This is a genomic window from Streptomyces sp. NPDC048383 (assembly GCF_040651775.1).
Lineage (GTDB): Bacteria > Actinomycetota > Actinomycetes > Streptomycetales > Streptomycetaceae > Streptomyces.
Genome location: NZ_JBEZKS010000001.1, coordinates 591,756 through 604,893 on the forward strand (window position 1 = coordinate 591,756; position 13,138 = coordinate 604,893).

At 68.0% G+C, this 13,138-nt stretch carries 11 protein-coding genes; 7 read left to right on the forward strand and 4 right to left on the reverse strand.

Annotated features, from left to right (window positions below):
- Positions 1–42 precede the first annotated feature (42 nt).
- The 4 genes from AB0D46_RS02810 to AB0D46_RS02825 form a co-directional block, all read right to left on the reverse strand.
- Positions 43–1,440 (reverse strand): hypothetical protein, encoded by a 1,398-nt coding sequence (locus AB0D46_RS02810; RefSeq protein WP_362875433.1) that lies wholly within the window; start codon positions 1,438–1,440, stop codon positions 43–45.
- 9 nt (positions 1,441–1,449) lie between these two features.
- Positions 1,450–3,441, reverse strand: coding sequence for a DUF87 domain-containing protein (locus AB0D46_RS02815; protein ID WP_362875434.1), 1,992 nt, complete (start codon positions 3,439–3,441; stop codon positions 1,450–1,452).
- Between the two features lie 865 nt (positions 3,442–4,306).
- Positions 4,307–4,537, reverse strand: a complete 231-nt coding sequence (locus AB0D46_RS02820; protein WP_362875435.1) for a hypothetical protein — start codon at positions 4,535–4,537, stop codon at positions 4,307–4,309.
- 10 nt (positions 4,538–4,547) lie between these two features.
- On the reverse strand, positions 4,548–5,012 hold the full coding sequence (locus tag AB0D46_RS02825; protein ID WP_362875436.1) for a hypothetical protein: 465 nt from the start codon (positions 5,010–5,012) through the stop codon (positions 4,548–4,550).
- A 485-nt stretch (positions 5,013–5,497) separates the two neighbouring features.
- Here AB0D46_RS02825 and AB0D46_RS02830 point away from each other — a divergent pair, with 485 nt between their 5' ends.
- The 7 genes from AB0D46_RS02830 (at position 5,498) to AB0D46_RS02860 (ending at position 12,999) form a co-directional block, all read left to right on the forward strand.
- The gene (locus tag AB0D46_RS02830) at positions 5,498–5,743 is read left to right on the forward strand and encodes a phosphopantetheine-binding protein (protein ID WP_281207318.1); all 246 of its coding nucleotides are present in this window, start codon (positions 5,498–5,500) and stop codon (positions 5,741–5,743) included.
- A complete protein-coding gene (locus tag AB0D46_RS02835; protein ID WP_362875437.1) occupies positions 5,740–6,954 on the forward strand; it encodes a beta-ketoacyl-[acyl-carrier-protein] synthase family protein in 1,215 nt (404 codons plus the stop codon). The genes AB0D46_RS02830 and AB0D46_RS02835 overlap by 4 nt, the downstream gene beginning before the upstream one ends.
- Positions 6,947–7,120: a hypothetical protein gene (locus AB0D46_RS02840; protein ID WP_362875438.1), complete on the forward strand. Its 174-nt coding sequence runs from the start codon at positions 6,947–6,949 to the stop codon at positions 7,118–7,120. Before AB0D46_RS02835 ends, AB0D46_RS02840 begins: the two co-directional genes overlap by 8 nt.
- On the forward strand, positions 7,117–8,865 hold the full coding sequence (locus AB0D46_RS02845; protein WP_362875439.1) for an acyl-CoA dehydrogenase family protein: 1,749 nt from the start codon (positions 7,117–7,119) through the stop codon (positions 8,863–8,865). Before AB0D46_RS02840 ends, AB0D46_RS02845 begins: the two co-directional genes overlap by 4 nt.
- Positions 8,849–9,835: a beta-ketoacyl-ACP synthase III gene (locus tag AB0D46_RS02850; protein WP_362875440.1), complete on the forward strand. Its 987-nt coding sequence runs from the start codon at positions 8,849–8,851 to the stop codon at positions 9,833–9,835. Before AB0D46_RS02845 ends, AB0D46_RS02850 begins: the two co-directional genes overlap by 17 nt.
- 235 nt (positions 9,836–10,070) lie before the next feature.
- The gene (locus AB0D46_RS02855) at positions 10,071–11,063 is read left to right on the forward strand and encodes a clavaminate synthase family protein (protein ID WP_362875441.1); all 993 of its coding nucleotides are present in this window, start codon (positions 10,071–10,073) and stop codon (positions 11,061–11,063) included.
- A 61-nt stretch (positions 11,064–11,124) separates the two neighbouring features.
- Complete coding sequence (locus AB0D46_RS02860; RefSeq protein WP_362875442.1) at positions 11,125–12,999, forward strand: ABC transporter ATP-binding protein; 1,875 nt, start codon at positions 11,125–11,127, stop codon at positions 12,997–12,999.
- Positions 13,000–13,138 lie beyond the last annotated feature (139 nt).

The following is a 13,138-nucleotide window of genomic DNA, read 5'->3' on the forward strand; positions in this document are numbered from 1 at the left end:
AGTCACCCCTGGTGAACTGTTCGAACTCATCCAGCCCTCCCGCTATATCCCACTGGCCTGTGTCCCCTGAGCAGATGCCCCAAGGCCCAGTTTATGTTCCGCAACCAGACGCAGTACGTCCGTGCCGACGCCGATGGGGAATGCCGCTTTCCCGTGTGCCACAGCGACGGGGATGATGCCGTCCTTGTACATAGATGATCCAGTTCGATCGATCACATCAAGGATAGCTGGCAGAGTCGGGTATCCCTGCAGGCCGGGTTGGCCACCACGGGCGTCGTATGCGGCACCTGTCACTGGCATAACGGTCGGTACGACAACACGCCCATCCTTGGCGCGGTAGACAAACTTACGTCCCCAGTAGGTTTCCTTGCCGTATGAAGATGCATTTGTGCTGTTAGTTACCACTTTGACGACCTCCTCATCGCAGACGAGTAGGTCTCCGGGTTGTAGGACCTCATGGCGGGCCAGCTGCTGGGCATAGTCGACCATTGCGCCAGTCTTCTCCAAGCCACACAGGTACGGCCCATCTCCGGGGGTGGTCGCCGCCATGGACTGGAAGTACTCCTGGGCTCGACCACGAAGCTTGGCCGGCGGGCCGTACATAGCCAACGGCCCATCCACGATGAATAGGGTCGAACAAAGGAGATCGTCTCGCGATTGCTCCCAGAGCAGGCTGGTAAGTCCGACAAGCACGAGGAGTTCGATGACAGACATCAGGCGTCCGAGGGCAGATTCGTTGGCCCCCTCCTCCATTACCTCCTCGTGGATGCGCAGGACATCCGTGGGGTAAAGCGTCTCCTGGCAAACTGGGCAGAGGCCGCCCTGCGTCGAGATTGGTACATCCTGCGCATCACAATCGTCGCCTGGGCAGTTGACCGGGACGCTGCTAGCAGGTCGTCCAGGAGTGCCGTGTACGAGCATGAGTAGATCGATGAGCGTTTGGTCGAGCCGGTTCACCTCGACCTTCTTGGTCCGAAATATCCTGTCGAGATTTTCTCGCCACGACGTCGCTATTCCGATACCGGATCGCGTGTACGCTCCAGCGACGGGCAGATCGAGTGAAACCAGTGCCGTGTTTACAGCTGACTCTATAGCTACTGGGTCGACGAACCTTTCAGCGCGCTGGAATTCCATCACGCCGAGATCCACGTACGCCGCAGCAGCCTGGGCATAGCCGTACACTACTGACGGCAGACCATCCCGGATGCGCTCGGTTACACGCGATCCGTCGATAGCTATAGCCGATGAGAGGCGTCCTGTTTTAGCCGCCCCTGGAAAATGATCGATCCGCTTGATTTTCGGCTTCAGCCATTCCATGTCACCGATACTCTCAGCGGGAACATAGAAGCTCGAATTATCAGCCAAAGCGCGCATTGCGGCGTTGGTGTGGCCAACGCGGGAGGCTCGCTCATAGGATCCATTGACCGTCTCGTACGGCATAGAGACTGCCTACGCCTTCCGTGGAGAGGGGATGAGGGCGGGATCGCCAGCAGCGGCCCTAGCTTCGTTTACGAGATTCAGGTCATACCTGTCGATCTGCACAGGCACGATGAAAGGAGATGAAAGGGTTTTGAGGCGCACGTACCCCCTGTCCTCAGACGTAATGATCGCCGAAGCGAATGCGGCGAAGTCATAGAACCTTGAGAGTTCCTGGACTTCCTTGGTGTTGTTGAGGTGCGCCACCACCCAGTTTGCGGTATTTGCCTTCACCTGGTGAGCGACCCCTGACACTTCCTGCGTGGCATAGGTCATTCCGATATTTAGCTTTGCCGCTTCCTTTGCCAGCTTTACCCAGACGTCACCATCGTCTTTGTATTTGTCCGAAGAGAAGAGGTTGTGGGCCTCCTCCAGCATGACCTGGATGGACGGCGGCTCCTGTCCCGAAGTGAAGACCAGTGTCTGCTTGGCCAAGAGGCGCCGGGTGATGCTCTCTGAGAGTGCCTTGATGATGGGCGGTGACCCAACATGCAAGTCCACGATCACAATGCGACCAGCAGTCAGGTGCCGGTAGATTTCCTCGGAAGGGTCTTCGTCGGTTGCCTCGTTATGGAAATCTTTGAGGTCGAGAAGATTGCGCCATCCTCGCACTTTTCCGGACGCGCTGGTTTGGCCAGTGTAAATCGGTTCGGTAGAGGTCCACCGGACGTCCTCGCAAAAATCCTTCGCATCACTGTCGCCTGCGTCACGCAGCTCGATGATTTTATCAACGAGAGAACAGATATCCCCTCCCTTGATCGAGGAGGTGCGACTGCCTGCCGCAGTGAATACGTTCCTGCCGAGCTTTTGGGTAATCGCATTGCGCAGGCTTTCTCGGATTGCAAGCTTCACCGAAAATGTCTGGGATGTACCTGCGTTGCTGCTGGGGAGGGTGAACCCTGCGCGGATCAGAGCCGCGTACAGGATCAGGCGACCTCGCATGGCGCGAGTCGTCTCGCTGTAGTCATTGGGAACGTCGGTGAAGCGGGTTACAGCGAAGTCGTTGATATAGCCTGCGGCTCCGTCTGAACGGAGTTTATCTGCGATGAGACCCTGTACCGCTTCAACCTGGGCGGGGTCGAAGAAATTAATTCCCAACGGGCGAACGTGGCCCTCGCTGCTGCTGGCTCCGAACTTGAAGATGCGCACATGCCGTTCACCTATCGCGGCGATTTCGGTGCCATCCTGTGTGTTCGGGTTCGCATATTCGCCCTGAGGGTCGAAGATTAGCTGCCCAATCGGCGTTCCGCCAGCGCCACGGCGTCGCTCGGAAACAGCAAAGGTTCGCGCAATGATAATCTTTGCTGTATTGGATTTACCCATCCGGGTCATGCCGAGCAAGCCGGTCTTGGTGCCAATGAAGTCATGGATGTTGATCATGACGGCGGAGTCATCCTGCTTCGCTGCTTTTGCGCGGCGTCGCGTCGCGGAATAGCGGACCGATCCGATGCGTACCCTCTCGACCTCTCTGTCGGACGGCTTGAGGTAGGACGCGATCTCGGAAAGACCCTCGCCGATGGGCTTCAAAACTCGGTACGTGGACGTCGCGTAGAAGTTGTCGACGTCCGCACCAAAATCGAGGCGCTTCTTTCCATCCACATCATCCTCGTAGAAGGTTCCGAGGATCCGGCACCTAAGCCCGGTGAAGGACACGCGGTTCTTGGTGAACGGGTCGAGGCTAACGTCGAGCACTACCGAGGGGGACGCGTCACCGTTGCTTGACAGGGCCGCGCGCAGGGCCTCTTCGCGTACGGCGTGCAGGTCTGACTCCATGGCGAGCGGCGCCGTGCCATCGACTCGGAGAAGTAGAACCTCGTCATCATCGCGGTCGGCTCCGTCGACGTCACGAGCTGTGGCGAGTAGGAACGCGTATTGAGGGATGCCGCCTGCGTCGAACTTCCACTTGTCGTGCGTCAGAACGATTGCTTCGTTGTAGTCGAGGCGATGGATGGCGCCGATGCGCATCGACCGGTCCTGCGCAAGCAGGGTTGACTCCAGGAGCACACCGGCTCCGACGCCAGGGAACAACGTTACAGACACTCTTCCTCCCCTGAAGATATGCGGATTGCAGTCTGACACAGCCTCGCTGACCAGCTGAGGGAGTCTCAGAAAAAGGGCTTGTTGCCCGGGCCTCTACGTCGAGGCGCGCTTCGAAGTGGCTCATTTTCGACCACGCGGGCGCATTTGATTGCCTAGCTAGTTCTGAGCCTCTGGATGCGAGAGGGCGCCCGCCGTCGGGGCTGGCGGTGGTGCTGCAGTTCATTCACACAGCACCCAGGGCCTGAGGCGGCTTCCGTCAGCGGAGCATCACGCGGCCGTGGTGATCGAGTCCAGGTTGAGAGTCACCATCAGCGGCCGGCCAAGGCCGCCGGCGGGCGGGCACCCTTACCTGAAGTTGTTGACTCGGCTGGGGTGCATGTCTACGCCGGTTCCCCCTGCGCGTGAGGCTGGCGTGCGTGAGCGGTGCGTGAGCGGATGGGGTGGCACAGGGTGGATTGGGCGGCACTCGGGGGCGGGGCCGCATCTTGCTGACCTGGGGAAACGGGATTCTGTGGCACGGCCCGGCACTACCCGGGATGATCTTGTGGGGCCTCGTAATGCGTAGGTCTCGGGTTCGAATCCCGAAGGCGGCTCGGATTAGCCCCAGGACTCACTCGCCGTGACCTGGGGCTTTTTCATGCCCTCAGGGGGTGGGGCGGAGCGGTGCAGGGGCCTGCTCTTTCGGTCTTGGGGTGGGGAGACCGTGGCGGTGAGCGGGCCAGCCGGGGTCGCTCGGTCGCGAGTGGGTGCCGCTTCAGGGAGCTGGCCGGCGACCGAGCCGGCTGGGGGGCTAGCCGAGGGGGGTGTTCTTTCTGGTGGTTCGGGATTGCCAGGCCCAGCGGGTCAGGGCGCCCACGGCTACGGATGTGATGATCGCGCCCCAGTCGATGACGTGGGGGAGGCCGGGGAAGAAGGCGAAGAAGGCGAAGGACGCCGCGGTGCCGGCGAGGAAGGCGGCGATGCCGGCGCGGCGTCGTTTGGGGTCCCGGGTGGGGTCTTGGGGCGGGGGCTGAGTGCTCATGTGCGGCGGCTCACTTCGTGATGTGGTGGCAGTGGCCGGCCCGGCGAACGTTGTTGACGTGGATGTACGCACACGTTTTTCCGTAGCGCGGGAGTTTCTGGGGAGCGTTGTCGCGCATCGGGTTGATCTTGCACTCGGTGTGCGTCCTGCCGCGGGAGGTGCGGTAGGTCTTGTTGCTGGTGTCCACGTACGTGAAGTCGATGCGCCAGTTGCAGAAGCCGGCGTTGAGGGCGCCCACGAAGCCGCAGTCCACGCCGGCGTTCTGGTAGGTGATGTTCTTGCCCTCGCCGCGCACGATGTGCGTGAACATGCAGCCGGTCGGGACCTTCATGGTGACTCCGCCGACTTGGTAGTCGAAGGTCGCCACGGGGGTCGAGCCGATGGCGCCGGCGTGCGCCGGTGTGCTGGGTAATGCGGCGAACGCGGCCATCGTGGTCAGAGCGGCGATGATGCGGGATGTGAGGGGCTTGATCATTCATTTCCCCTTCTGGCGGAGTATCTCTACATATGGGAACTCCTTTTGTAGGGGCGGGGGTTCTGGCTGGATGGCCGGTTCGCCACGAAGAGTGATCGAATGGGGTGTGTGCTGACGGAGCGTTGTTGAGTCGAGGTGCGTCTCGACTCCGTGCGTGCGTGTGGGAGGGCTTGGAAGCGGGGTTCGGGGGCGTTGTTGGGGTGGGGTGAGGTTTGTTGTCCGGTGGGGGTCCAGGGGTTTTGGGGTGGGGCGGGGAGGTGGGGTGAGCTGCGGGGACGGGGTGGTGGGGCGGGGGTGCGGGGTGGGGCGGGGCGGGGGGCTCGAGGGGCGGGATAACCGGGGGATACGGGGTGCATATCCGGCGGCAGCACAGTGGACTCGATCTCGTTCCTTTCCCTGTTGTCGCCCTTTCCGGTCTTGAGCGCGGCTCAAGTGCTCGGCGGTGGCGGCCGATCCGCGTTTCTCCTTAACAGAGGTGACAAGCCGTGAGCATTGACCCCAAGACGATCGTGCACGGGATCCTGGCCGAGGACCTGGAGGTGGACCCCGCGGAGATCGCCGACGACGTCCTGTTGCGCACCCTTGAGCTGGACTCGCTCGCCATCGCCGAACTCATCGTGCGCATCAAGGAGGAGACGGGCGCGGACCTCGGTGGTGACGAGACCCGGCTGGTGGACTGCACGGTCGGGGACGTCGTCGCCCTCGCCCACTCCGTGCTGGAAGCGGCGTGACGGGAGGCGCCGCCGCCATCACCGGGACCGGCCTGGTGACTCCCGCGGGCACGGACGTCGACGCGACCTGGGCCGCGCTGTGCGCGGCCCGGTCGCCCGGGTCCGGTGATCCGGGGCCGCTGGAGGGGACGGGGGTCCGGCACAGCCTGCGGGTGCCCCCGCTCGGGGAGCAGCTCACGGGGCGCGGGACCGCGCGTACCGATCCGTTCATCCGGTTCGCGCTGGTGGCGGTGGACCAGGCGGTGCGGGAGGCGGGGCTCGATCCGGGGGTGTGGGACGGCAGCCGGGTCGGGGTCGTGGTGGGGTGCGGGTTGGGCGGGGTGACCACCTTGGAGGAGGGGCACCAGCGGCTCTCGCGGAGCGGGCCCGAGCTGGTCTCGCCGTACATGCACCCGCGATCGCTGATCAACATGGCGGCCGGCACCCTCGCGATGCGGTGGGGGATCACCGGGCCCAGTCACACGGTGGTCGCGGCCTGTGCCTCGGGGGCGGCGGCGATCGGGCTGGCGAAGACGCTGCTCGACGCCGGGACCTGTGACACGGTCATCGCCTGCGGCACGGACGCGGGGGTCACCCCGCTCGTGGTCTCGGGCTTCGCCCGGATGGGAGCCCTGTCGCGGCACGCGGGGACGGACGCCTCCCGGCCGTTCGCCGCCGACCGCGACGGGTTCGTCATCTCCGAGGGGGCGGGGGCCGTCGTCCTGGAACGTCCGGCGACCGCTCTGGCCCGCGGCGCCCGGGTGCTCGGCCGGTTGCTCGGCTACGGCAGCACCTCCGACGCGTACCACCCGGTTTCGCCGCATCCCGAGGGGATCGGTGCCGAGGCGGCGGTCCGGCAGGCGTTGGACCAGGCCGGTCTGGTGCCGAAGGACGTCGGGACGTTCAACGCGCACGGGACGTCCACACCGCAGAACGACCGGTCGGAGGCGCAGCTCATCGCCCGGGTGTTCCCGCACGGGCCGTCGGTGACGGCGAACAAGGGGCTGCTCGGGCACACGCTCGGCGCGTCCGGCGCCATCGAGGCCGTCCTGGCGTTGCGCAGTCTGCGGACGGGGACGGTACCGCCGATCGCGCACACGGTCCGGGCCGATCCGGACCTGCCCGACATCGACCTCGTTCTGGGGGGCGCGCGCCGGCACGGCGCGTCCGTCGCCGTGAGCACGTCCTTCGGCTTCGGCGGCAGCAACTCGGCTCTGGTGCTCGATGTTTGACCTCGCCGCGGACCCCGCCGCGGACCCCGTCGCCGAGCCCGCCGCGGACCCCGTCGCCGAGCCCGCCGCGGACCCCGCCGCGGACCCCGCCGCGGACCCCGTCGCCGAGCCCGCCGCGTACCGCTCCGCAGACCCGTCCGTCACGTCCCAGGGGAAGGAATCATGACGCAACGCGAAAAGGAGCTGGCCCACCTCCTCTCCGGGCCCGAGTTCGCCACCGTCCGGCCCGTCGACCAGAGCGTCCTCGACTACAGCCTGCTGACGCTGCGCCGGGCGAGGATCCTCAACCGGGCCGGATTCAGCTCGAACGCGCAGTGGTTGGGGCGCGGCGACCGTGCCCGCTTCCCCGACTTCCTGCGGACCATGGGGTGGATCGGCGCCTACGACCTGTCGCTGCTCAACGTGCTCGTCTCCCACCAGATCGCCGGGGACGCGCTGCTCAGCCACGCGGGGCCGGTCCAGGTGCGCAGTTACGGCCCGGAGATCGACGGCATGGGCAAGGTGTACTGCTTCGCCGCCTCGGAACTGCACGCCGGGTCCGATCTGAAGCGGGTGCTGACCACCGCGACGTACAGCCCAAAGGACCGGCAGTTGGTGCTCAGCACGCCGGAGCCGGCCGCCAGCAAGGTCTGGATCGGCAACAGCCTGCACTCGGGCGACGTCGCCATGGTGTTGGCCCGGCTCGTGGTCGCCGGTCGGGACGAGGGCCACCACTGGTTCCGGGTGCCCCTGCGGGCCGGCGGGAAGGTGCTGGCGGGCATCAGCATCGGGCGGGCCGAACCGAAGGGCGGGGTGACGGCCAACCAGACCGGCGTCCTGACGTTCACGGACCACCGGCTCCCGCTGTCGGCCCTGATGAACCGGTGGGCGTCGATCGACTCCGACGGCGTCTACCGGTCGGCGTTGGCCCGGCACCGGCGCTTCGAGGAGTGTCTGGCGACCTTCACCCACGAGCGGCTGTTCCCGTCCGTGGGCGCCGCGCACGCGCAGCGTCTCGCCTGCGCGGTCACCACCCGGTTCGCGGCCGTGAAACGGGCCTTCGGGACCCCGCTGCTCGGCCACGCCCACTACCGGACGCGGTTGACGACCGCGGCGGGTCGGGCGCTGGCCTCCCGGTACGCGCTGGAGGCGCTGGCGGACATCGCGGTCGAACGGGCCGCGGACGGGCCGCCCGCGGGTGATCAGGTGCTGCACGCGCTGATCTCCTGCGGCAAGTCCGGATCCACCGGCGACGCCCGGCACACGCTCGCCGAGACGCGCGAGCTGTGCGGCGGGCTCGGCTACCACGACGCGAACCAGATCGCCCCGCTGCTGCACGACTACGAGGTGGCCGTCACCTTCGGCGGGGACAACACCGTCCTCGGCTACCAGGCCACCCGCTACGCGCTGCGGCAGCGCGCGGAGTTCGACAGGGCGCTGGACGCGGCCGCGGGCCCGGCGGACGGACCGGACGTCGTACGGAAGCTGCGCGCGATCTGCGACGCCCTGCTGGACCAGGTCGACGCCCACGGGCCGGGCGAGGCGACCACCCGGTGGACGCGGGCCGTCCACCAGCTGCTGGCGCTGGGGCGGTGGGCGGCGACGGTCGACGGACCCTTGGAGCGGCGGCTGTTGGGGCAGTACGCGGCGAGCTGCGTGCTGGAGCACGCCCTGACCGCTCTGGCGGCCGGGATCCTGGACCGGGACGACGTGCTGCGCCTGGAGGCCGAGCGGCAGGAGGCGGCCGGCGCGCCGTTCGAGGCCGGCGATCTGCTGGAGGCGCTCGCGGTCCCCGACGAGCTGATCACCGCTCCCATCGCCCGTCCCGACTTCGCCGAACGGCACGTGGCCGCGGCGCACGGGGGGCGGATCCTGGCCGCGGTGGGGGCTCCCGGGTACCGAGAGGAGTTCGTCCATGACCGGTCCGCGTGACAGTGGCGGGGCGGTCATCACGGGCATCGGCAGCTGTCTGCCGGAGGCCGTGGTCACCAACGAGGAGGTGTCGCGGAACCTGGACACCGACCACGCGTGGATCCACAGCCGCACCGGCATCGCGGCGCGGCGCCGGGCGGCGTCCGGGATCGAGACGGGCGACCTCGCCGTCACCGCGGGCGCGGCGGCGCTGAAGTCCGCCGGGCGCGACGGCTGCGACCTGGTGTTGCTGGCGACCACCACCCCGGACCGTCGCTGTCCGGCCACCGCTCCGCGGGTGGCGGCCGAACTGGGGCTGCGGGTGCCCGCGTTCGACCTCGCCGCCGTCTGCTCGGGGTTCGTCTACGGGCTGTCCGTGGCCACGTCGATGATCACCGCGGGGAGTTGTGACAGCGTCCTGCTGATCGGCGCGGACGTCTACTCCTCGATCGTCGACCCCGACGACCGGGTGACGGCCCCCCTCTTCGGGGACGGGGCCGGCGCGGTCCTGCTGGAGCGGGGCGGTCCGCACGAGCCGGGCGCGGTGCTCCGTACGGAGTTGGGCAGCGACGGGACCGGGGACGGGCTCATCACGATTCCCAAGGACGGGGCCTATCTGACGATGGACGGGCCGGAGGTCTACAAACGGGCGGTGACGACCATGGCGGAATCCGCCCGGTCCGTCGCCGGGCGGGTCGGATGGGACCTCGCCGATATCGACGCGTTCATCGGACACCAGGCGAACATTCGCATTCTGAAGGCCGTGGCGAAACGCCTGGGGCTGCCGCCGGAACGCGTGATCTCGAATATCGAGAACGTGGGGAACACGGCGGCGGCGTCCATTCCGTTGGCGTTGGCCGACGCCGCCGCCGCGGGCCGGATCAAGGAGGGCGACCGGCTGCTGCTGACCGCCTTCGGCGGCGGTCTGACCTGGGGTTCCTCCGCTGTCGTGTGGACGGGCGCCCAGCCCGTGCACGACGTGCGGGGCTGACGGCGGACCCCCCGCCCCCGACGGTCCGGGTGATCGGCAGGACGGTGGGGGCGACCGGCCGGCGCCATGTCGCGTCGATACGGGGCCGATAACGCATTTCCCTAGCGTTTCCCCAGTGCTTTCGAGACCAGTGCTTTCGAGACCAGTGCTTTCGAGGCCAGTGCTTTCGAGACCAGTGCTTTCGAGGCCAGTGCTTTCGAGAAAAAACACATCCCTGTGAACGGAGGCTTTGAACATGGCGGTGACAGCCGGGTATGTGGCACATCCTTATGACGTGACGCTCGACCTGAAAGACGCGGAACGGGTCGAGGAAGTCGCCTGGAAACTCGTCACCCACGCGTCGGGCCGGCCCGACGACCCCGACTGGGTGGCGGCCGCCAGGAACTCCTGGCACGAGCTGCCGGTCGCCCTGCGCCGGACGCTGGCCGACTTCCGGCGCGACTCGGGCCCCGACGGCGGACTGGTCCTGCGCGGCCTTCCGGTCGGCGCCCTCGACCTCCCGGCGACCCCCGACGCCAAGGGGTCCGTCCAGCGGGAGCCGTCCATCGGGGCCGCGGTGCTGCTGATGGTGGCCTGCGGCCTGGGCGACCCCGGGGCGTTCCGGCCGGAGAAGGGCGGGGCCCTCGTCCAGGACGTCGTACCCGTCCCCGGCATGGAGGAGTTCCAGGGCAACGCGGGCTCGACGCTGCTCACGTTCCACAACGAGAACGTCTTCCACGAGCACCGGCCCGACTTCGTGATGCTGCTGTGCCTGCGCGCCGACCCCGAGGGTCGGGCGGGACTGCGTACGGCGAGCATCCGTCAGGTGCTGCCGCTGCTGTCCGCGGCGACCGTCGAGGCCCTGTGGGCGGCGGAGTTCATCACCGAGCCGCCGCCGTCCTTCGGCATGGACGACTACCGGGCCGAACCGGCGCCGGTGCTCAGCGGGGACCCGCAGGACCCCGACGTCCGCGTCGACCTGTCCGCGACGACCGCGGTCACCGGGCGGGCCGCCGAGGCGCTGCGCGTCCTGCAGGAGCAGTTCGACCGGCACGCGGCGACCCACCGGCTGCGCCCCGGCGAACTCGCCATCGTCGACAACCGGGTCACCGTGCACGGACGCACCGAGTTCACCCCGCGATACGACGGCACCGACCGTTGGCTGCAACGCACCTTCGTGATGACCGACCTGCGTCGCTCACGAGGACTGCGACCGGCCGACGGATACGTGCTGGGAGACCTTCCGTAGCCGTACCCCCCGCCGGGGCGGGCCCACCGGCCGCCGGCAGCGAGCGATGAGTTGGAGTGCGATGACGAGCATGCAGACCCCGGTGAGGCCGTCCGCTCCGGACACCTCGACGCAGCCGCCCCGGAAGGTTCCGCCCCAGGCGCCACCACCCGTCAAGGACGTCGGACTGCGGTCCCTGTTGCCCTACCTCCAGGGGCGCTGGCGCACCCTGGGGGCCGTCGCCGTGCTGTCCCTGGCGACGACCCTGCTCACCCTCAGCCAGCCGGTCATGACCCGTGAGGTGCTGGCCAACATAGAGGCGGAGCGGCCGGTCGGATCGCTGGTGGCGCTGCTCGTCGCGGCGCTGCTGGTGGTGGCCGTGCTCAGCGGCTTCCGCGACTACCTGCTCCAGCGCGCCGCCGAGGGCCTCGTCCTCACCGCCCGCCGCCGACTGGTGGCCCGGCTGCTGCGGATGCCGATCATCGAGTACGACCGGCGACGGACCGGCGACCTCCTGTCGCGGGTCGGCTCCGACACCACGCTGCTGCGGGCGGTGGTCACCTCCGGCCTGTTCGACACCGTCACCAACGTCCTGATGGTCGTCGGCTCCGCGGGCATGATGTTCGTCATCGACCCGACCCTGTTCGCGGCCACCGCCCTCGGGATCGGGCTGGGCGTCGCCGGGGTCCTCGGACTCGCCCGGCGGGTCCGCGGGGCCTCCCGCGACGCACAGGACCGCATCGGCGAGATGACCGCCGCCGTCGAGCGGGCGATCTCCGCGGTGCGCACCATCCGCGCCAGTGGCGCCGAGGAGCGCGAGGAGCGGGCCGTGGACGGCTACGCCGAGGACGCCTTCGACGCGGGCATGCGCATCGCCAAGCTCCAGGCGATGATCAACCCGATCACCTCCACGACGATCCAACTGGCCTTCCTGGTCGTCCTGGGCCTGGGCGGCGCCCGGGTGGCCGCCGGCGCGATCCAGGTCGGCGACCTGGTCGCCTTCGTCCTCTTCCTCTTCATGCTCTGGTTCCCGCTCGGCCGGGCCCTCAACGGCTACGCCCGCCTCCAGACCGGCCTCGGAGCCCTCCAGCGCATCGAGGAGGTGCTGGTGCTGCCCCAGGAGAGCGACGTCGCCGGCCCCGCGGACCTCGCCGCCGTCCGGCTCGCCGGCCGCGCGCCCCTGACCGTCCGGGAACGCACCGCCCCGGCCGCGCCGGCCGGCGCCGCGCCCGCGATCGAGTTCGACCGGGTCTCCTTCGGCTACGGCAACGGCGAAACCGTCCTGCGCGACGTCTCGCTGACCGTCGCCCGCGGCACCCGCACCGCCCTGGTCGGCCCCTCGGGGGCGGGCAAGTCCACCCTGCTGTCCCTGGTGGAACGGTTCTACGACGTCACCTCGGGCGCGGTCCGGGTCGGCGGCACCGACGTACGCGAACTGCCGCGCACGGAGCTGCGCCACTCGCTCGGCTACGTCGAGCAGTCGGCGCCCGTCCTCGCGGGAACCGTGCGGGACAACCTGTCCCTGGCGGCTCCGGGGGCGTCGGACGAGGACATGCGCCGGGTGCTGCGCTCGGTCAACCTGGAGCAGGTGATCTTGCGGGCCCCCCTCGGCCTGGACACCGAGGTCGGTGAGGGCGGCGTGCTGCTCTCCGGCGGGGAGCGCCAACGGCTGGCCCTGGCACGGACCTTCCTGGCCTCGCCGCCGATCATGTTGCTCGACGAGGCGACCAGCAACCTCGACGCCCGCAACGAGGCGCTCATGCGGAACGCGATCAACGAGGTCATCGCCGACCGCAGCCTGCTCGTGGTGGCGCACCGGCTGTCCACCGTCGTGGACAGTGACCAGATCGTGGTCCTCGAACACGGTGAGGTCGTCGCCACCGGAAGCCACCACGAACTCACCGACAGCAGCCCCCTCTACCGGGAGTTGGCGAGCCACCAGCTGCTGATCAAGTAGCGCGCCCGGGTCGCCGGCGGTCCCCCGGAACCCTGACGGAAGTCAGGGTCGGGGACTGCCCTTCGGCGGTGGTGCGGGGCCCGTTTCGTACCGTACGTTCAGCCGGGGCCGACCGGTTCCGGCCCTCGGGAACGTGGAG

Excerpts from the sequence above, each read along its gene's own strand:
- AB0D46_RS02820 (WP_362875435.1), bottom strand. The coding sequence starts at position 4,537 with ATGAGCACTCAGCCCCCGCCCCAAGACCCCACCCGGGACCCCAAACGA.
- AB0D46_RS02845 (WP_362875439.1), top strand. The coding sequence starts at position 7,117 with ATGACGCAACGCGAAAAGGAGCTGGCCCACCTCCTCTCCGGGCCCGAG.
- AB0D46_RS02840 (WP_362875438.1), top strand. The coding sequence starts at position 6,947 with ATGTTTGACCTCGCCGCGGACCCCGCCGCGGACCCCGTCGCCGAGCCC.
- AB0D46_RS02855 (WP_362875441.1), top strand. The coding sequence starts at position 10,071 with ATGGCGGTGACAGCCGGGTATGTGGCACATCCTTATGACGTGACGCTC.
- AB0D46_RS02825 (WP_362875436.1), bottom strand. The coding sequence starts at position 5,012 with ATGATCAAGCCCCTCACATCCCGCATCATCGCCGCTCTGACCACGATG.
- AB0D46_RS02850 (WP_362875440.1), top strand. The coding sequence starts at position 8,849 with ATGACCGGTCCGCGTGACAGTGGCGGGGCGGTCATCACGGGCATCGGC.
- AB0D46_RS02810 (WP_362875433.1), bottom strand. The coding sequence starts at position 1,440 with ATGCCGTACGAGACGGTCAATGGATCCTATGAGCGAGCCTCCCGCGTT.
- AB0D46_RS02860 (WP_362875442.1), top strand. The coding sequence starts at position 11,125 with ATGACGAGCATGCAGACCCCGGTGAGGCCGTCCGCTCCGGACACCTCG.
- AB0D46_RS02815 (WP_362875434.1), bottom strand. The coding sequence starts at position 3,441 with ATGCGCATCGGCGCCATCCATCGCCTCGACTACAACGAAGCAATCGTT.